At 70.6% G+C, this 17,542-nt stretch carries 17 protein-coding genes; 7 read left to right on the forward strand and 10 right to left on the reverse strand.

Going from position 1 to position 17,542, the window contains the following annotated elements:
- Positions 1-27 precede the first annotated feature (27 nt).
- From BS80_RS32775 to BS80_RS32785, 3 genes are all read right to left on the reverse strand, one after another.
- Positions 28-861, reverse strand: coding sequence for a carbohydrate ABC transporter permease (locus BS80_RS32775; RefSeq protein WP_035804944.1), 834 nt, complete (start codon positions 859-861; stop codon positions 28-30).
- Positions 861-1,781: a carbohydrate ABC transporter permease gene (locus BS80_RS32780; protein WP_035804946.1), complete on the reverse strand. Its 921-nt coding sequence runs from the start codon at positions 1,779-1,781 to the stop codon at positions 861-863. The genes BS80_RS32775 and BS80_RS32780 overlap by 1 nt, the downstream gene beginning before the upstream one ends.
- 70 nt (positions 1,782-1,851) lie before the next feature.
- A complete protein-coding gene (locus BS80_RS32785) occupies positions 1,852-3,126 on the reverse strand; it encodes an extracellular solute-binding protein (protein ID WP_408607454.1) in 1,275 nt (424 codons plus the stop codon).
- Between the two features lie 427 nt (positions 3,127-3,553).
- Between BS80_RS32785 and BS80_RS32790 the strand changes: the two genes are divergently transcribed.
- The 4 genes from BS80_RS32790 (at position 3,554) to BS80_RS32805 (ending at position 8,285) form a co-directional block, all read left to right on the forward strand.
- The gene (locus tag BS80_RS32790) at positions 3,554-5,545 is read left to right on the forward strand and encodes an alpha-galactosidase (RefSeq protein WP_035804951.1); all 1,992 of its coding nucleotides are present in this window, start codon (positions 3,554-3,556) and stop codon (positions 5,543-5,545) included.
- A gap of 70 nt (positions 5,546-5,615) precedes the next feature.
- On the forward strand, positions 5,616-6,374 hold the full coding sequence (locus BS80_RS32795) for a DeoR/GlpR family DNA-binding transcription regulator (protein ID WP_035804953.1): 759 nt from the start codon (positions 5,616-5,618) through the stop codon (positions 6,372-6,374).
- A 4-nt stretch (positions 6,375-6,378) separates the two neighbouring features.
- On the forward strand, positions 6,379-6,900 hold the full coding sequence (locus BS80_RS32800) for a GNAT family N-acetyltransferase (RefSeq protein WP_035804956.1): 522 nt from the start codon (positions 6,379-6,381) through the stop codon (positions 6,898-6,900).
- Positions 6,901-7,019: 119 nt separating this feature from the next.
- Complete coding sequence (locus tag BS80_RS32805) at positions 7,020-8,285, forward strand: GNAT family N-acetyltransferase (protein WP_035804958.1); 1,266 nt, start codon at positions 7,020-7,022, stop codon at positions 8,283-8,285.
- A 28-nt stretch (positions 8,286-8,313) separates the two neighbouring features.
- Here the strand turns inward: BS80_RS32805 and BS80_RS32810 are convergent, their stop codons facing one another.
- The 3 genes from BS80_RS32810 to BS80_RS32820 are packed head-to-tail and all read right to left on the reverse strand — an operon-like array spanning position 8,314 to position 9,628.
- Complete coding sequence (locus BS80_RS32810) at positions 8,314-8,910, reverse strand: dihydrofolate reductase family protein (RefSeq protein WP_035804960.1); 597 nt, start codon at positions 8,908-8,910, stop codon at positions 8,314-8,316.
- Positions 8,891-9,184 carry a hypothetical protein gene (locus BS80_RS32815; RefSeq protein WP_035804962.1) on the reverse strand — a complete coding sequence of 98 codons (294 nt, stop codon included), beginning with the start codon at positions 9,182-9,184 and terminating at the stop codon, positions 8,891-8,893. The genes BS80_RS32810 and BS80_RS32815 overlap by 20 nt, the downstream gene beginning before the upstream one ends.
- 48 nt (positions 9,185-9,232) lie before the next feature.
- A complete protein-coding gene (locus BS80_RS32820) occupies positions 9,233-9,628 on the reverse strand; it encodes a nuclear transport factor 2 family protein (RefSeq protein ID WP_035804963.1) in 396 nt (131 codons plus the stop codon).
- A 149-nt stretch (positions 9,629-9,777) separates the two neighbouring features.
- On the opposite strand from BS80_RS32820, the gene BS80_RS32825 reads away from it, so the two are divergent.
- Positions 9,778-10,101, forward strand: coding sequence for a PadR family transcriptional regulator (locus BS80_RS32825; RefSeq protein WP_051967519.1), 324 nt, complete (start codon positions 9,778-9,780; stop codon positions 10,099-10,101).
- 266 nt (positions 10,102-10,367) lie between these two features.
- On the opposite strand, the gene BS80_RS32830 is transcribed toward BS80_RS32825, so the two are convergent.
- Positions 10,368-11,282 (reverse strand): ribosome-inactivating family protein, encoded by a 915-nt coding sequence (locus BS80_RS32830; protein ID WP_035804964.1) that lies wholly within the window; start codon positions 11,280-11,282, stop codon positions 10,368-10,370.
- A gap of 413 nt (positions 11,283-11,695) precedes the next feature.
- Between BS80_RS32830 and BS80_RS32835 the strand changes: the two genes are divergently transcribed.
- On the forward strand, positions 11,696-12,622 hold the full coding sequence (locus BS80_RS32835) for an NADP-dependent oxidoreductase (RefSeq protein WP_035804965.1): 927 nt from the start codon (positions 11,696-11,698) through the stop codon (positions 12,620-12,622).
- Between the two features lie 51 nt (positions 12,623-12,673).
- On the opposite strand, the gene BS80_RS32840 is transcribed toward BS80_RS32835, so the two are convergent.
- From BS80_RS32840 to BS80_RS32850, 3 genes are all read right to left on the reverse strand, one after another.
- Positions 12,674-13,426, reverse strand: a complete 753-nt coding sequence (locus tag BS80_RS32840) for a pyridoxamine 5'-phosphate oxidase family protein (protein ID WP_083975625.1) — start codon at positions 13,424-13,426, stop codon at positions 12,674-12,676.
- On the reverse strand, positions 13,426-14,670 hold the full coding sequence (locus tag BS80_RS32845) for a globin domain-containing protein (RefSeq protein ID WP_063772136.1): 1,245 nt from the start codon (positions 14,668-14,670) through the stop codon (positions 13,426-13,428). Before BS80_RS32845 ends, BS80_RS32840 begins: the two co-directional genes overlap by 1 nt.
- 497 nt (positions 14,671-15,167) lie before the next feature.
- Positions 15,168-15,845 (reverse strand): response regulator, encoded by a 678-nt coding sequence (locus BS80_RS32850; protein ID WP_035804966.1) that lies wholly within the window; start codon positions 15,843-15,845, stop codon positions 15,168-15,170.
- Between the two features lie 234 nt (positions 15,846-16,079).
- Between BS80_RS32850 and BS80_RS32855 the strand changes: the two genes are divergently transcribed.
- Positions 16,080-17,480 (forward strand): S53 family peptidase, encoded by a 1,401-nt coding sequence (locus tag BS80_RS32855; protein ID WP_035804967.1) that lies wholly within the window; start codon positions 16,080-16,082, stop codon positions 17,478-17,480.
- Positions 17,481-17,542 lie beyond the last annotated feature (62 nt).

Raw genomic sequence — 17,542 nt, forward strand, 5'->3', positions numbered from 1 at the left:
GCGACTCCTTCGGGCTGCGGGCGGGGGCTACTTGACGGAACCGGCGGTCAGGCCGGAGACGACCTGGCGTTCGATGAACGCGAAGAGGACGACGACCGGGACGATGGCGATGACCGAGCCGGCGAAGAGGTAGTTCCACTGGACGGTGTAGTTGCCGATGAAGCTGTTGATGCCGACGGTCAGCGGCTGGCTGGCCGGGACGGTGGACAGCGTCAGACCCATCACGAACTCGTTCCACGCCGAGATGAAGGTGAAGATCACGGCCGTCACCACCCCGGGCATCGCCAGCGGCAGCACCACCCGGCGCAGCGCGCCGATCCGGCCCAGCCCGTCGATCATCGCGGCCTCCTCCAACTCCACCGGTATGGAGGCGATGTAGGCGGTGAGGATCCAGATCGCGAAGGCCAGGTTGAAGGCGGCGTTGCAGATAACCAGCGTCCAGACCGAGTTGAGCATGTCCAGCTTGAAGAACTCGCGGTAGAGGCCGACCAGCAGGGAGGTGGGCTGGAACATCTGGGTGACCAGGACGAGCAGCAGGAAGTACTTGCGGCCGCGGTACTTGATGCGGGCGGTGTAGTAGGCGGCGGGCAGGGCGACGGCCAGCGCCAGCAGCGTGGAGCCGGCGGCGACCAGCAGGGTGACCCGGAGGTTGTCGCCGAGGGTGGAGTCGCGCCAGACGTCGACGAAGTTGGACCAGGCGAAGTGGCGGGGCAGGTAGCTCGGGTCGCGCAGCTCGTCGGCCGGGCGCAGCGCGGTGATCACCATCTCCGCGTACGGCAGCAGGAAGAGCGCGGCCAGCAGCCAGGCGACCGAGGCGATCACCAGGGTGCGGGGCCGGAAGGTCTTGGTTCGGGTGCTCATCAGCTCTCGTCCTCGTTCCAGCGGCTGACCTTGAGGAAGACCAGGACCATCACCACGACCAGCGCGAAGTTGACCACCGACATCGCGGCGGACTCGCCGATGTCGGTGTCCTTGAGCTGGTACATGAACACGGTGGTGGTGGCCGTGGCGCTGGCCGGGCCGCCCTGGGTCATACCCCAGATGATCGGGAAGGAGTTGAAGACGTTGATCAGGTTGATGACCACGCCGACCAGGAACGCCGGGCGCAGCAGCGGCAAGGTGATCTTGCGATAGGTCTGCCAGGTGCTCGCGCCGTCGACCCGTGCCGCCTCGTAGACCTCGCCGGGGACGGTCTGCAGGCCGGCCAGCAGGGTGTAGGTGGTGAACGGCAGCGAGACGAAGACCGCGACGACCATCATCCAGGGCCAGGCGGTGTTCGGGTTGCCCAGCCAGTCCTTGGGGCCGTCGATCAGCCCGAGGTCGGTCAGCGCGGTGTTCAGCACGCCGGCGGTCTGGTTGAGCATCCACTTGAAGCCGATGGCGGTCATCAGCACGGACGCGGCCCACGGCGCGATCAGCGCCCAGCGGGTGAGGCGCCGGCCGGGGAACTCCTGGTTGAACAGCTGCGCCAGGGCCAGCGACAGGACCATGGTGAGGGTGACGACGACCAGGGTCCAGACGACGGTGGCGGTCAGCACGTGGCCGAGGTCGGTCTCGGCGAAGAGCTTGCGGTACTTGTCCAGACCGGCCGAGCCGCGGACGAATCCGCTGCTGCTGATCCGCAGGAACGAGGTGTGGACCATCTCGTAGACCGGCCACAGGACGACCAGGACGATCAGCAGGACCGCGGGGCCGATCCACGGCAGCGGACCGAGCCGCTCCAGAGCCGGACGCCGTCGCGCCGGTGCGCCCCGGGAGGGGGCTACGGGGGTGTGGGACACGGGTGGTGCCTTCCGTGCGGGAGCCGCGGGCACCGGGGGTGGGCGCCCGGTGCCCGCGGTCGCGGGGGACTTACTTGTTGGCGACGGCGTCCTGGGCCTTCTTCTGCAGGTCGCCGAGCACCTTGGCCGGGTCGCCGCTGACGGCGGTGCCGATGCTCTGCTTGATCTGCGCGGAGACGGTGTCCCAGGTGGTGTCGCCCAGCGGGTAGAAGGCGGCCTGCGGCAGCAGCGCGAAGAACGGCTGGAGGTCCTGGTGCTTGCCGCTGCTGGTCATCGCCTGGAGGGTGTCCTGGGTGACCGGCATCAGGTTGTACGTCTCGTCGAACTTCAGCGTGTTCTGCTCGGAGTACGCGAAGTCCAGGAACGCCTTGATCTGGTCCTTGTGGCCGTTCTTCTTGAACGCCATCATCCAGTCCGCCACGCCCAGCGTGGACTTGAGCGCGCCGGCCTTGCCGGGGATCGGCGCCACGCCGTAGTCGACCTTGCCGTCGGTGGACATCTGGATCAGCGACGGGTGGCCGTTGAGCATCGCGGCCTTGCCGGCGGCGAAGTCCGCGAAGGCGGTCTTGCGGTCGGTGGTGGCCGGGTTGGGGTAGGTCAGGCCCGGGGCGACCAGGTTGGACTTCAGCCAGCTGAAGGTGTCGATGTCGGCCTGGCTGTTCAGCGCGTACTGCCCGCTGCTGTCGGTCGGTCCGCCGCCGTTGCCCAGCTCCCAGATCATGCTCTCGCCCTGCGCCTCCTCCGGGCCCAGCGGCAGCGCGTAGGGGGTGACGCCGGGGACCTTGGCCTTGATCAGCGCGGCGTCGGCGGCGACGTCCGCCCAGGTCTGCGGCGGCGCGGCGATGCCGGCCTGCGCGAAGATCGTCTTGTTGTAGAAGAACGCGCGGGCGGAGGAGACGAACGGGATGCCGTACTGGGTGCCGCCGACCTGGCCGGCCTTGGCGAAGCTGTCGATGAAGCTGCCGGCGGTGCTGGTGGAGAGCACGTCCGAGGCGGGGTACAGCAGGTTGTCGGCGACCTTGTCCGCGTAGCCGCCGGTCTGCAGGACGTCCGGCATGTTGCCGCTCTGGATCATCGTCTTGACCTGCTTGTCGATGTCGTTCCAGTTGATCACCTGGACATCGACCTTGATGGTCGGGTTGGCCGCCTCGAACGCCTTCGCCAGGTCGTTCCAGTAGAGCGTCGAGCTGTTGGAGGCCTTGTCGCCGTAGTCGGCGGCCACCAGCTTGAGGGTCACCGGGCCGGACGCCGAGGAGCCCGAGCCGCCACCGCTGCTGCCACAGGCACTGAGGGTGAGAGCGCCGACCGCACAGACCGCCGCCATACCGAGCACACGCTTGTTCACTGCCGTTACCGCCTTCGCACCGTCGGACCCGCGCCTGACCGGGTCCACGCCTGGGGTTGTTCAGGTCTGTCGGGTCGGGCGCCGTGCGTCGTCCTGGCGCTCGTTGTGTGATTCTGCTCAGACCTGCCGTGTTTCGAGCAGTTCCGAACTGGCTACTGCCGCGCCACGGAGTATTCACGAGGCGGACGCCCAGGTCCAGCCGTCGTTACTGGACTGTTGCGATCGACGCGGCCGATCCGACACGTTCCCCGAACGGGTCGGCAATCGATCTCCCCATGCGCGTTCCTGTTGACGCACTGCCATTTATGCGCAGATTATGTCACCCACTCGCCAAGCCCCGTCTTCCTGGGCACAGGCCTGCTCGGCAGCCCCACGCGCCGACAGTCGCCGACGAGCACCCACCCCCGGTCCGAAGGAGCCCACTCCCGTGGCACCCAGAACGCTCCGCAAACCACTCCTCGCGGCCCTGGCCGTCGCCCTCGTCCCGGCCGCCTGCCTGCTCGGCACCGGCTCGGCCACCGCCAACGACGGCGTCAGCGCGCCGGCCGCGAACTTCTCCCCGGCCGCCACCCCGAACACGCCGATCGCCCCCGTCCCGCCGATGGGCTTCAACAACTGGGCCCGCGCCACCTGTACGCCGCAGGCGCCGCTGGACGGCTCGCCGCAGCTCGGCTACTCGTTCCAGCAGTACATGGAGGACAACGCGAAGGGCCTGTCCGACGCCGGACTGATCGCGGCCGGCTACAAGTCGATCACCGTCGACGACTGCTGGATGTACCGCAACAGCTCCGGCTACCTGCACGGCGCGCTCAACTGGGGCGGCGCCACCGACGTCCGCAACACCGCCCAGCAGCCCGGTTTCGACTACGAACTGACCGCCTACGGCAGCTACCTGCACAGCCTCGGCGCCAAGTTCGGCATCTACGAGACCTCCGGCACGCACACCTGCAGCACCGCCACGCCCACCGCGCCCAACGAGGCCAACGGCAGCGAGTACCACGAACAGGCCGACGCCAACTCCCTGGTCTACTGGGGCGTCGACGAGCTGAAGTACGACAACTGCGGCCCCCAGGAGCCGATCCCCACCCTGGACGCGCGGATGTCCGGCGCCCTGAACACCGCCGTCACCAACGCTGCGAACGCGGGCACCCCCACCCCCAACGTCATGTTCAACATCTCCGCCCCGGCCGGCCTGGGCAACGGCGGCGCCAAGTTCGCCTCGATGGACTCGGTGCGCGGCCTGGGCCAGCTCTGGCGGGTGGGCCCCGACATCTGGAACTACGGCGACGGCAAGGACCCCTGGAACCAGGCGCTGCCCAGCGGCGGCTACAACTTCGGCGCCTACCAGAGCTTCGACAACACCCTGGAGCTGAGCCGCTACCAGGGCCCCGGCAGCTGGAACGACGCCGACATGCTGCTGATCGGCGACAACGGCATGACCACCGCCGAGGAGCGCAGCCAGCTCGCGCTCTTCTCCTCGCTGGCCGCCCCGCTGGTGATCAGCACCGACGCCCGCAAGTTCGAGCCCTCCTACATCGCCGCGCACCCCGCCGAGGCCGCACACCTCAACGCCTCGGTCGCCATCCTCGGCAACTCCGAGGTGATCGCGGTCGACCAGGACCCGCTGGGCGCCGGCGGCTACCGCGTCTCGGGCGGCGGCGCCAACGCCGACGGCTCCCCCGCCGCCACCAGCGGCGTCGACGTGGTCGTCAAGCCGCTGGCCGACGGCAGCCGCGCGGTGGTCGTCCTCAACAAGGGCCCCGCCACCGTCCCGTACACCCTCTCGCTGGCGAACCTCGGCTTCGCGGGCACGGGCTGCGGCTACAGCGTCCGCGACCTGTGGGCGCACAGCACCAGCACCTCGACGGGCACGGTCGCGCTCAGCATCGCCTCGCACGACAACGCGATGCTGAAGATCACCCCGCAGTCCGGCTGCGGCACCACCACCCCGCGCGGCCAGATCACCGTCTCGCGCGACGACTGGGGCAAGGCCTCGCTCTGCCTGGACAACCACGCCTCCGGCACCGCCGCCGGCAACCCCGTCGACGTGTATCCCTGCACCGGCGGCTCCAACCAGCAGTGGCAGCGCAACGCCGACGGCTCGGTCCAGCTGATGCAGAGCGGCGCCGCCGGTCTCTGCCTCACCGCGCAGAGCGGTACCGGCACGGGCGCGCTCAACGGCCAGTCCGGCCGCTGGGCCGGCGTCGCGCCCTGCGGCAGCTCCCCCGGCAACCAGAGCTGGACCTACAACCGTGACGGCAACCTGACGCTCACCGGCACCACCCAGTGCCTGGACGTCTACGGCGGCTCGACCACCACCAGCGGCACCCCCGTCGACCTCTACACCTGCGGCGCCCCGCCGAACGTGCAGACCAACCAGACCTGGGCCGCTCCCTTCAGCGCCCCGCCCGCTCCCTGACCCCTGCCCCCTTGGAGGCCCCGGGCCGCCGGCCCGGGGCCTCCCCCCGACCCAGGACTAGACTCACTCCATGCTCAAAGCTGATCGAATTGCGCGCATCCTTGACCACATCGCCAAGGAGGGCAGCGCCGACGTCCACGCACTCACCGCCCTCCTCGGCGTGTCGGGGGCAACGATCCGCCGAGACCTGCAGACCCTGCACGAACAGGGCCTGCTGCACCGCACTCGGGGCGGCGCCGTCACCGGCCCGGTCAACCTGGAACTCCCGCTGCGCCACCGGGCCGGCCGCCAGCAGGAGGAGAAGCGCCGGATCGCCCTGGCCGCCGCCCAACTGGTGCCCGACGGCGCGGTGGTGGGCATGACCGGGGGCACCACCGTCACCGAGATCGCCCGGGCGCTCAGCGACCGCAGCGGGCTCACCGTCGTCACCAACGCCGTCAACATCGCCGCCGACCTGATCGTCAGATCGGACATCCGCCTCGTCGTCATCGGCGGCAACGCCCGCACCGCCAGCTACGAGCTCGTCGGCCCGGCCGCCGAGCGGATGCTCAGCCAGTACCACCTCGACATCGCCTTCATCGGCGTGGACGGCCTGACCGCCACCGAGGGCTGCACCACCCACGACGAGATGGAGTCCCACACCGACCGGGCGTTCCTGCGCACCAGCGCGCGTTCGGTGGTCGTCGCCGACAACACCAAGATCGGCCGGGTCACCTTCGCCGAGATCTGCCCGCTCACCGACATCGACGACCTCGTCACGGACGACGCCCTCAGCCCCGAGCAGGAGAAGGCCATCACCGACCGGGGCGTCCGCGTCATCCGGGCCTGACACCATGACCGAGACCCTCGTGCTGGACGTGACCCAGCTGGACCGCGACTTCCCGCTCGCCGCCCACCGCATCCTCGCGGACCTGGTCCGCGGCGGCGCCGCCCTCGGCTGGCTCGACCCGCCCTCCCCCGACGAGGTCGCCGCCCTGCTCACCGACGTGCTGGCCGCCACCCGCGACGGCGACGGCGCCCTGCGCGCCGCCTACCGCGACGGCCGCCTCGTCGGCCTCGGCTACTGGCTGCGCTACAGCCGCCCCACCCACCGCCCGCACGCCGACCTGGAGAAGCTGGCCGTGGCCGGCGACGCCCACGGCCACGGCATCGGCCGCGCCCTCACCGCCGCCCTGATCGCCGACGCGCGCACGGCCGGCATCGAGGTCCTCACCCTGGACGCCCGCGGCGACAACGCCAACGCACTGCACCTCTACCGCTCGCTCGGCTTCACCGAGTACGGCCGGCTGCCCGACTTCGTCTCCGTCGGCGAACGCCGCTACGACAAGGTGTTCTGCGCCCTCGACCTGCGCTGAGGCCCGCTGCCCCGGTGATCATCGCGTCATCGTAAATCAGGGTGCGGGGAGCCTCCGGCGCGGTGTACAACTCCAGGGCCAACGTGGGCAGAAGCAGCAGAACGGGAGACCCCAGCACCGTGTCCGTCGAGATCCGCCCGATCACTCCTGACGAGGCCGTCGACTTCCTGCGCATCGTGCCGTCCTACGCCGGCACGCCCAACTGGGAGCCCGAGCCCGCCGCGTGGCACGCGGGTACCGGTATGACGGCCCGCTTCGGGCGCGCCGCCCGGCCCGACCAACTCGCCGCCGCGGCAGCCGGGATGAGCGACGTGGACCGCACCCAGGCCGCCTACGTCGACGGACGGCTGGTCGGCACCTCGCAGCTGCTCTCGCTGGAGGTCACCGTCCCCGGCGCCGGACCGGTCGCGATGGGCGGCGTGACGGCGGTCGGCGTGCTGCCCACCCACCGCCGCCGCGGGCTGCTGCGCGCCATGATGCGCGCGATGCTGGACGACAGCCGGGCGCGGGGCGAGGCGCTGGCCGCACTGAGCGCGGCCGAGGGCGGCATCTACGGCCGCTACGGCTTCGGCCCGGCCACCTACCAGGCGCGCTGGGAACTGGACACCCGTGGACTGCGCCCGGCCGACCGGCAGGGCAGCATCGACCTGGTGGGCGTGCAGACGGCCGCGGCCGCCTGGCCCGCCCTGCACGACGCGGTCCGCCGGAGCAGGATCGGTGAGGTCAGTGCCTACCCCGGGCGGTGGGGGGTCGGGGAGCCCGCCGGGCGGCAGTTCCTCCTCCACTACGACGACACCGGTGCCGTCGACGGCGCCGCCACCTACCGCACGCCGTGGTCGCCGGACCGCGCGAGCGCCGGAACCGTCGAGGTCGAGTGGCTGGAGGCGGCGTCGGCCGTCGCCTACACCGACCTGTGGTCCTTTCTCACCTCGCTGGACCTCACCAAGCGCGTGGTCGCGGCCAAGCGCCCGGTCGACGAGGCGTTCCGCTGGCAGCTCGCCGACCCTCGCGCCCTGCGTGTCACCCGGCAGAGCGACGACCTGTGGGTACGCCTGGTCGACCTGCCCGCCGCCCTGTCCAACCGCAGCTACCAGACCGAGGGAGCCCTGGTCATCGAGGTCGCCGACCCGTTCTGCCCGTGGAACGAGGGCCGCTGGCAGCTCGACGGCGGCCCGGACGGCGCCCACTGCCGGCGCGCGCCCACCGGCGCCGCGCCCGACCTCTCCCTCGACGCCTCCACCCTCGGCGCCGTCTACCTGGGCGGCACCGCGCTCGGCCCGCTCGCCGCAGCCGGGCTCGTGCGTGAGCACAGCGGCGGCGCGATCGGCCGCGCCACCGCCATGCTCACCCAGCCGCAGGCCCCCCACAACGCCATCGGCTTCTGACTCCCCGCCAACCCCCGGCGGCGTGTTCCTACTTCGTGCCGACCGGACGGTAGGTGCACACCTGCACGCCCGTGCTCCCGCGGACCGTGGAGACCAGTTCGAGCGTGCGCTGCACACCGTCCTCGGGGAAGATCCGCTTACCGCCGCCGAGCAGCACCGGCATGATCATCAGTACCAGCTCGTCGACCAGCCCCTCGCTCAGCAGGGTGCGCACGAGCGTGGGGCTGCCCATCACCAACAGGTCGCCGCCGTCGGCCTCGCGCAGCTCGCGGATCCGGGTGACGGCCTTGTCCGCGGGGATCAGCGTGCTGTGATCCCACGTCAGATCGGCGTCGCCCAGCGTCCCGGACACGACGTACTTCGCGATGCCGTTCATCCGGTCGGCGAACGGGTCCCCCGCCCGCTCGGGCCAGGCGCCCGCCATCGTCTGCCAGGTCCGCCGCCCGAACAGCAGCGCCTGCGCCGAGGCGATCGCGCCGGAGAACGCCCCGCCCACCACCTCCGGATCGAAGAACGGGTGCGACCAACCCCCGTGCGCGAACCCGCCGTCGGTGTCCTCCTCCGGCCCACCGGGCGCCTGCACGACGCCGTCCAGACTGATGAACTCACTGATGACGATGCGCACGGGCTTCGCTCCTCTTCTTCGCTGCCAAGACGTGGTGACGGAGAAAACATAGAGCCGAGCACCGACAAATCCTGTGAAGCCCGCCCGCTTCTTGCTGTGCTTCCGTCAACTCCAGCAGGTGGTGCGCGAGCACGGCGCGCTGCCGGTGCGTGCCGTCCTGCTGCTGCTCGGCGGCATCGCCGAAGCGCTCCAGGCGATCCAGGCGATCCACAGCGTCAACGTGGTTCACCGCGACCTGAAGCCCGCCGACGTCCTGGTCGCCGCCGACACCCACGGGCCCGGTCCCGCCCGACTCACTTCGACCGGGGCCGATGCCGGGCGGCTACTCCACGCCGGGCGGCACGGGCGTGCCCTGGTGGTAGTACATCCGCCAGCCGGCCTCGCCCTCGCCCTTGCGCCAGAGCGAGCTGCGCCGACTCCTGCGCCCGTCGAACACGGTCTCGAAGGTCAGGTGCACCACCCCCGGGGCCAGCAGCACACCCGAGATCTCCGAGGGCTCGTACGTGGGGGCGTACGCCTGCGTCGAACTGCCCGGATGGTCGGCCAGTTCGGCCAGCATCGCGTCATACGTGTACCGCCGCCCGGACGCGCCGACCTCCACGAACTCCGGGTCGAGAAGGCGCTGGGTGAGCCCCCGCGAGGAGCGCACCCGCGGGTCCATGAGCTGCAGCTCGGCCGCGATCGCCTGGTTCACGTCGTCTGTCGCACTACTGTCCATGACGTATTCTCATCGATCCCGTCGCCCTCGGCGCAACCGATTTCCGCCGCCCGGGTGCGTCGCCTTCGGCTCCGCCGCCGACAGCTCAGGTGGCTACCCAACTGCGCCTACTACTTGACTTCACCTAATACTGGAGACAACCCAGCAGTGTGACGTCGAGCCATGATCCACGGCTGCTGAAAGGCGTGTTGTCGCTGGTGCTGCTGCACCTGCTGGCCGAACGGGAGTCCTACGGGTACGAAGTCGTGCAGCGGCTCCAGGCGGCCGGCTTCTCCGATGTTCCGGAGGGCACGGTGCACCCGGCCCTGTCCCGGTTGGAGCGCGAGGGCCGGCTCAGCACCCGGCTGGTCGCCTCCCCGAGCGGCCCGGCGCGCAAGTACTACCAGCTGACTCCGGTCGGCCGTGACGCCCTGACCACGGGAAAGGCAGCCTCGTTGAACCAGAACGCGGTCGCATGCCGCCCCTGCCCGTGACCTCGCCCGAAGGGCAGCGTCGCACGGCCGGCGTGGCCGACGATCGCGTCGATGGTTGCGTCTTGATGGCTGGGGAGAGTGGACATGGTTCGGGAGCACAACCAACGGTCGAGATCGCCAAGCGAGCTGCCCGAGCACTGCGGTGGAGCCTCGGGGGAGCTCCACCCCTAGACCGACCGACACATGGTGGGCGGCGTCGCGGGGCGATGGCTGTCGCCTCGGGCGGGTGCCCGGCGCGGTGATGCCGCGCCGGGCACCCGGACAGATCAGAAGTACGTTCCCAGCGCCAGGGTGTAGGTGTAGCGCATGTTGTACTGCTCCAAGCTGTTGTAGTCCTGACCGTCGAGCCGCAAGGTGGCGAGGGTCGTGCCCGGCGGCAGAGGGCTGACGGCCGCATGGAGCCACCGTGAGATGGGGCTCCAAGCGTTCTCCAGATTCACCTGGGCAAGCGACAGCTTTGTGCTCGACCCCGACGCGTAGCTATATATGTTGCGGCTCACCGTTATGGCGATGTCCTGGAACCGGGCTGCCTCGGCGACGGCCTGGATCAGGATGATCAAGCTAGCCCGGAAGCCGCGCTGTGCGGTCTCGGTCATGTTGTGGTTGTATCCGCTCACCGCGCGGATGGCCTCCGCGATCGTGTAGCCGTTCATTCCCACGGCGCCGCGGGTGTCGCTGCCGAGTGCGTCGTAAGTCGAGTCGAAGCCGAGGTCGGTGACTGCGGCCGGTGTGCCGTTGCGCTGCAGGATGGCCTGCAGCTCGGCGCGCTGGTCGTGGAAGCCGACCGCGCCGGTCGCCGAACCACTGTTCGGGCTGGGTGTCCACACGCCCATCACGTAGAGGTTGTCGGAGCGCAGAAAGAGGGAGGCGACAGACTGGTCGTCGTTCATGATGCGGATCTCGACAGCTCGCGCTCCGTCCTGCCGCAGACGCTCGGTGGCGGTGACGCTGTTCCCGACGCGGTGGCCGACCGTGCCCCGCAACGCGCCGAGCATGCTCCAGTAGCGACCGTAGGCATCCTTCATGTCCCCGCTCAGAAGACTGTGGACGTTCCAGATGATCTGCTCACGCGGGCGCGTCGTGTCAGCGTGGGCGGAGGTGGCGGTCAGACCGGCCAAGGTCAGAACAGCGAGCGAAGCTGCCAGCAAGCGCGTGAGCGCGGCGCGCAGAGTTGACGTCACGGGTTGAGCCCTTCGGTAGGCGGTGCACTGTCACGAGTGGCCGCGCCCCAAAGAGCGGCATGGGCACCCGTGGTCCGGGCGAGAGCTCGGCAGGCAGCCTGTCGGCGATCCGTGCCAGGCCAGGCACCATTGTGGAGACGGGTGAGGGGCGAGGTGGCGGGATCGCCGAGACGGTGTCCGAAAGGGCAGAGTCAGAGGGCGGTTTGTGAGTACACACTCCGATGTTCTCGTGCGGCCCTGCGTGTCCTGATACCAGGGCAGCGATCGCGCGCGAACCACCACCGACACGACCGGCTCAAAAGCCGGCTGGTTTCTCATGCCGTCCCGGCGGAATGAGAAACCAGCCGTCCAGGTTCCAGGGACAGATCGCCCGGGGCCTGCCCGGTGAGGACACCTTCAGAGAGAAGACGACGATGCGTGCTGTCATCCTGTCCGAATACGGTGGTTCCGACGTGCTCCGCGTCGTCGAGGTCCCGACCCCTGAGCCTGGTGACGGTCAGGTCCGTATCCGCGTCGCGGCGGCCGCGTTGAACCCCGCCGACGCCTTGATTCGTTCCGGCGCCCTGGCCTCGCGCGTCCCGGTGCGGGACTACTACATTCCCGGTCTCGACGTCGCCGGAACCGTTGACGCCCTGGGCGCGGATGTCCACGGCTTCACGGTCGGTGACACGGTGATCGGCTTGTCCGACTGGCCGGACACCCAGGCGGGCACGCACGCCGAGTACGTCGTCCTGCCCGCCACCGCCGTCGCTGCCGCACCCCGGCACGCGAGCCCGGTGGAGGCAGCGACACTCCCGCTGAACGGACTCACCGCCTGGCAGGCACTGGATCTGCTCGCAGCTGCGGACGGCGCCACTGTGGCGATCACCGGTGCCGCAGGCGCCGTAGGCGGCTATCTCGTCGAGCTGGCGACCGCGCGTGGTCTGCGGGTCGTCGCCGTCGCCGGGTCCCAGGACGAGGGACTGGTACGCAAGTTGGGCGCCACCGTCTTCGTCCGGCGCTCTGCGGACCCCGCCGCCGCGATCCGCGCAGCCGTTCCCGGCGGAGTCGCCGGGCTGATAGATGCCGCAGCCTTGAACGGGTCAGTGATCGGTGCGCTGGCAGACGGCGGCACGTTCGTCAGTGTCCTCGGCAGTGGCCCGGCAGCGGAGCGCGGAATCCGGATCTCCCAGGTCCGGGTTCACAGCGACGCGGTCCAGCTCGCCGAGCTGGCCACCCTCGCGGACGCCGGCCTGGTCACCCTGCGGGTGGACCGGGAGATGCCACTCTCCGAAGCCGCCGCAGCTCACGACGCTCTGGCCTCGCGCGGCCTGCGTGGGCGCATCGTCCTCGTCCCCTGACGAGCTGACCGCTACCCACGGACCGGTCTGACCGTTACCGCGCCGGCCCGTTCAGGCGTCCCGGCGCAGCGCCTGCCGCCACCTGCGGCGGCCCGCCGGCTCCGGTTGGCGCGCCCACGACGGCGGCGGCACCGACGGGAGGCTCGACACGGGCACGGCAACGGGCACGGGAAGGGGAACAGGCACGGGCTCAGGCACAGCGGCAGGAACGGCAGCCGGACCGGCCGCCGCCCCGGTGAAGTACTCGGCGTCCTTGGGGCGGTGGGCGAGGGGCCGGGTGCCGCGGGTGGCGGGTTCCAGGTGGGGGATGTGCTTGGAGCAGTGGATGTACGCCTCGTCGACCGAGATGTGGACCCACAGCTCGGTCCGGCGCCCCGGCGCCGTCTCGACCGGCAGCTGCGGGTAGGCGGCGCGCAGCGCCTCGTCGGGGCGCAGGTGGGCGGTGCCGTTGACGTGGAGGCCGATCCGGTCGCCGGTGAAGTCGAGGAAGAGCAGGCCGAGATGGGGGTTCTCGGTGATGTTCCCGGCACTCGCCATGACACCGTTGCCGCGGTACTCGGGATAGGCCAGGGTGTGGTCGTCGAGGACGAGGACGAATCCCGGTGGTCCGGCCCGGAAGCTGGCGTCGCAGGCGCCGTCGGCGTCCGCGGTGGACAGGAAGACCATGCTCTGGCGGGCGATGAACTCCTGCATCTGGGAGGTCAGATGGGGTCGCACCTGGCGCTGGTAGAAGTCCGCGGCGCGCTCTGCGGTGCCGAGTTGTCGTTGGAGCAGGTGCTCCCCGGCCGAGCCGAAGTCGGTCATCAGGCCTCCACTCCGTCGAGCGAGACGAACGGGTCGTGGTGCAGGCGCTCCAGCGGGATCCCGCCGCGGCACAGGATCCGGGCGGCGGCGATGATCATCGGGCCGGGGCCGGCGAGGTAGGCGTCGTGGTACGGCCAGGGTCCGGATCTGGCCACGGCTCTGAGCAGTTGGTCGCCGTCCACGGCCCCGGCAGCCTGCTCGTCGGCGACGGCGGCCCGGACGCTCAGCCAAGGGTGCTGCTGCGACAGGTGGTAGAGGTCGTCGAGATCGTAGAGCTCTTCGAGAGAGCGCGCGCCGACGAAGAGGTCGACGGGTCTCTGCACGCCGTCCAGCGCGGCCTGTTCGATCAGCGCCCGGATCGGCGCGAGTCCGGTCCCGCCGGCCACGCACACCACACCCCGGCGCGAGCTGGGATCCATCGCCAGGTCGCCCAACGGGGCGCCGAGCCGCAGGACGTCACCGACCACGGCGCGCCGCACCAGGGAGTTGCTGACCCGGCCGCCGGTGACCGCGCGGACCTGGAAGGTGATGCTGCCGTCCGCCCGCTGGGCGTGGGCCGGCGAGTAGTAGCGCCAGAGCTTGGGCCACCAGGGCGTCTCCATGCTGACGAACTGCCCACCGCTGTACGGGTACGGCTGGTCGGTCCGCACGGTGATCTCCGCGAGGTCGCCGGAGCGGCGCCGGTGGCCGACGACGCGGGCGTCCCAGACGGCGGGGCGGTGCCGCGCGTCCTCGGTGGCGGCCTGGTCCATGGCCTGCGCGGCGGCGCCGTACGCCCGGCCCCAGGCGGCGGCGGCCTCGTCGCTCCAGGCCGGGCCCGCGAACTGTTCCAGAGTGGCCAACAGGCACTCGCCGACCGGCGCGTAATGGGCGCTCAGCGTGCCGAACTTGCGGTGGTCGCGGCCCAGGTTGCTGCAGAAGGTCACCAGGTTCGCGGGATCGTCGACGAGTTCGACGATCAGCAGCAGCGCGCGCAGCAGCCGGTCCTGCTGGACGTCCATCCGGACCGGGAACAGCTCGCGGACCTGCGGGTAGCGGTCGAAGAGCGTCGCGTAGAAGAACCGTGGCAGGTCGGCCCCGTACGGCTCGACTGCGGCCTTGCTCGCCCGGATCAGGGCGATCTCACGTGCCGTGAGCAGCTGGCCGGGGGCGGGCGACTCGACGGGCAGGGCCGTCGGCCGTTCGTCCTGCGGTGCTGCCGGGGTGGCGACGCCTCCAGTGGAGCGGTAGGCGCGGAACTTCACAGTGCGGCTCTCCAGTCCAGTTCGCCACCCCCGGTGAACTGTGGTTGTCCGACATGAACCCGACAGATTCTGCCCAGTGGTTCGGTTCGCGCCAAGCGGCATTCGGTGAAACCTCTGTGCACATGGGATTCTTGCCAGATCCGGAGTCGCCTGATAGCTGTCCGTCAGCACGGCCTCCCCCGCCCGTGCAGGCCTCGCACGGGGTTTCCGGCCCCCCGGAGCCCCGTTCGGCCGAGAGCCGCCGCCACCTCCATCGAGCGCGCGTTCTTGCCATGTGGGCCTCGGTGTTGGAGGAATCGGACGGAGAGTGTGAAGGAGGTCACGATTCGCACAGGACATGCCTCATGAGGTTTCAACTGGCTCAAGTCCGAATAGTCCCACTGACGGGCCGACAGTCGACCCCCGCTCGGGGAATCGCTTCTCAGGACGGTGAGTGACCGTCCATGACGGGGGCCTGGCCACAGCGGCGGCCGGCGTAGCGGCGGCGACTTCCGCCGTCAGCGGTGGATTTCGTCCACCAGGCCTGCCCTGTCCGCGAAGACCGCCGCCTGGACGCGGTTGGCGACGCCCGTCTTGGCGAGGACGGCCTTGACGTAGTCCTTCACCGTGGCGACGCCGATGTGCAGGCGGGCGGCGATCTCGGCGTTCGAGAGGCCGTGGCCGATGCAGCCGAGCACCTGGCGCTCGCGGGCCGAGAGGGCGGCCAGGGCGGCCAGGGTCGAGTGGGCCGGGGGGTCGGCGGCGGGGGCGGTCCGTACGCGCCGGGTGACCGACTCCGACAGGCAGCCGGCGCCGGTGGCCAGCGCCCGGACCGAGCGGACCAGCACCTCGGGGTCGGTGTCCTTCAGCAGGAACCCGGCCGCACCGAGCCGCAGCGCCTCGCCCACGTATTCGTCGGTGTCGAAGGTGGTGAGCATCGCCACCTGCGGCGGGTCGGGGAGCAGTCGGATCCGGCCGAGCAGGGTGAGGCCGTCGACGTCGGGCATCCTGATGTCCAACAGGACGACGTCGGGCCGCAGTTCGACGACGGCGTCGAGCGCCGCGCCGCCCTCGCAGGCCGTCACGGCGGTGATCTCCGGCGAGGCGCCGAGGATCATCGTGAGGCCCGAGCGGATCAGGGCTTCGTCGTCGACGACCAGCACCCGCAGGTGGGGTTCTGTGTGCACTGCCGTCATGGGGCGTTTCCCGGCTCGTCGAACGGACACGTGACGGTATCGCAGGGACGTTCGGCGGGAGAAGAGCAATCGGATGACGGTTCGCACACGGTTGCCGCAGGCCCCCCGAGAGGGGGGTCGCGGCCCCTCCTGCGGGGGGTGCCGTACGGCGGGCGGCACCCGGCAGGATGCGGACACATTCCGAGCGCTGCACCGCTCACCCTCTCCGCAGTCACCGTCCCCCGGGGGTTCACCATGTCCGCTTCCGCTTCCTCCCGCCGTCCGCGCCTGATAGCCCTCGCGGCCGCCGTCGCCGCCGTGGCCGCCACCGGTGCGCCCGCCGTGACCGCCGTCTCGGCCGTCGCCGCCCCGGCCGCGCCGGCCACCGCACAGGTCAAGCCGGTTCCGGCCAGCGCCGGCCACGCGATGCTGCTGAGCGCCGCCGCCCCGCTCTCCACCAGCGACTGCCAGGCGAAGTACCAGCACGACTGCTACGGACCGACCCAGTACCAGGCCGCCTACGACACCGCGCCGCTCTACAACCAGGGCATCGACGGCTCGGGCCGCACCATCGTGATCGTCGACGCCTTCGGCTCGCCGACCATCCAGCACGACCTGGAGGTCTTCGACAAGCAGTACGGACTCGCCGACACCCAGGTACAGGTGCAGAAGTGGGGCAGCGTGCCCGCGTTCGACCCCAAGAACAAGGACATGACCTCCTGGGCGGGCGAGACGACGCTCGACGTCGAGTACGCCCACGCGATGGCCCCGGGCGCGAAGATCGTCCTGGTCGAGACCGGTGTCTCCGAGACCGAGGGCACCCAGGGCTTCCCCGAGATGATGGATGCCATCAAGGACGTCGCCGCCAAGGGCACCGGCGACATCGTCAGCCTGAGCCTGGGCGCGACCGAGGACACCTTCGCCGAGCAGGCCAAGAAGGCCGGTGACTACCACCTGCTGAACAACCTGCGCTACGGCCTGAAGGCCGCCAACGACAAGGACATCACGGTGCTGTCCGCCAGCGGCGACGCGGGCGCGACGGACAAGATGCTCGACGGCAAGACCTCCTACACCAAGCGCGAGGTCGGCTGGCCCGCCTCCGACCCGCTGGTCACCGGTGTCGGCGGCACCCGCCTGTACCTGGACGACCAGGGCAACCGTCTCAGCCCCGACGAGGTCTGGAACGACGGTGACGGCAGCGCCGCCGGCGGCGGCCTGTCGCGCGTGTTCAACCGCCCGGCCTTCCAGAACGGCGTCTCCGGCGTCACCGGCAACCACCGCGCCGTCCCGGACATCAGCCTCAGCGCCTCGCCGGCCGGCGGCGCCTGGATCTACAGCAGCTACGACCCGGCGCACACCGGCTGGGACATCATCGGCGGCACCAGCCAGGCCACCCCGATGTTCGCCGGCATCGTCGCCCTCGCCGACCAGGCCGCCGGCCACCGCCTGGGCAACATCAACGCGGCCCTCTACCAGCTCGCCGAGAGCCAGAGCGACGACAACCCGCACGGCATCGTCGACGTCACGTCGGGCGACAACAGCACCTCGAAGGTGACCGGCTTCAGCGCCACCGAGGGCTTCGACATGGCCTCCGGCTGGGGCACCGTCGACGGGTACCAGTTCGTGAAGTCGCTCGCGGGCCGCGACGACCTCTGACGGTGACCGGCTGGGTGCCGCGGGCAGCTCCACCGCCCGCGGCACCCACCCACCGTGCGGCC

This window comes from Kitasatospora mediocidica KCTC 9733, assembly GCF_000744225.1.
Classification (GTDB): Bacteria; Actinomycetota; Actinomycetes; order Streptomycetales; family Streptomycetaceae; genus Kitasatospora; species Kitasatospora mediocidica.

Excerpts from the sequence above, each read along its gene's own strand:
- BS80_RS32775 (WP_035804944.1), bottom strand. The coding sequence starts at position 861 with ATGAGCACCCGAACCAAGACCTTCCGGCCCCGCACCCTGGTGATCGCC.
- BS80_RS32795 (WP_035804953.1), top strand. The coding sequence starts at position 5,616 with ATGCTCAAAGCTGATCGAATTGCGCGCATCCTTGACCACATCGCCAAG.
- BS80_RS32800 (WP_035804956.1), top strand. The coding sequence starts at position 6,379 with ATGACCGAGACCCTCGTGCTGGACGTGACCCAGCTGGACCGCGACTTC.
- BS80_RS32820 (WP_035804963.1), bottom strand. The coding sequence starts at position 9,628 with ATGGACAGTAGTGCGACAGACGACGTGAACCAGGCGATCGCGGCCGAG.
- BS80_RS32835 (WP_035804965.1), top strand. The coding sequence starts at position 11,696 with ATGCGTGCTGTCATCCTGTCCGAATACGGTGGTTCCGACGTGCTCCGC.
- BS80_RS32840 (WP_083975625.1), bottom strand. The coding sequence starts at position 13,426 with ATGACCGACTTCGGCTCGGCCGGGGAGCACCTGCTCCAACGACAACTC.
- BS80_RS32850 (WP_035804966.1), bottom strand. The coding sequence starts at position 15,845 with ATGACGGCAGTGCACACAGAACCCCACCTGCGGGTGCTGGTCGTCGAC.
- BS80_RS32855 (WP_035804967.1), top strand. The coding sequence starts at position 16,080 with ATGTCCGCTTCCGCTTCCTCCCGCCGTCCGCGCCTGATAGCCCTCGCG.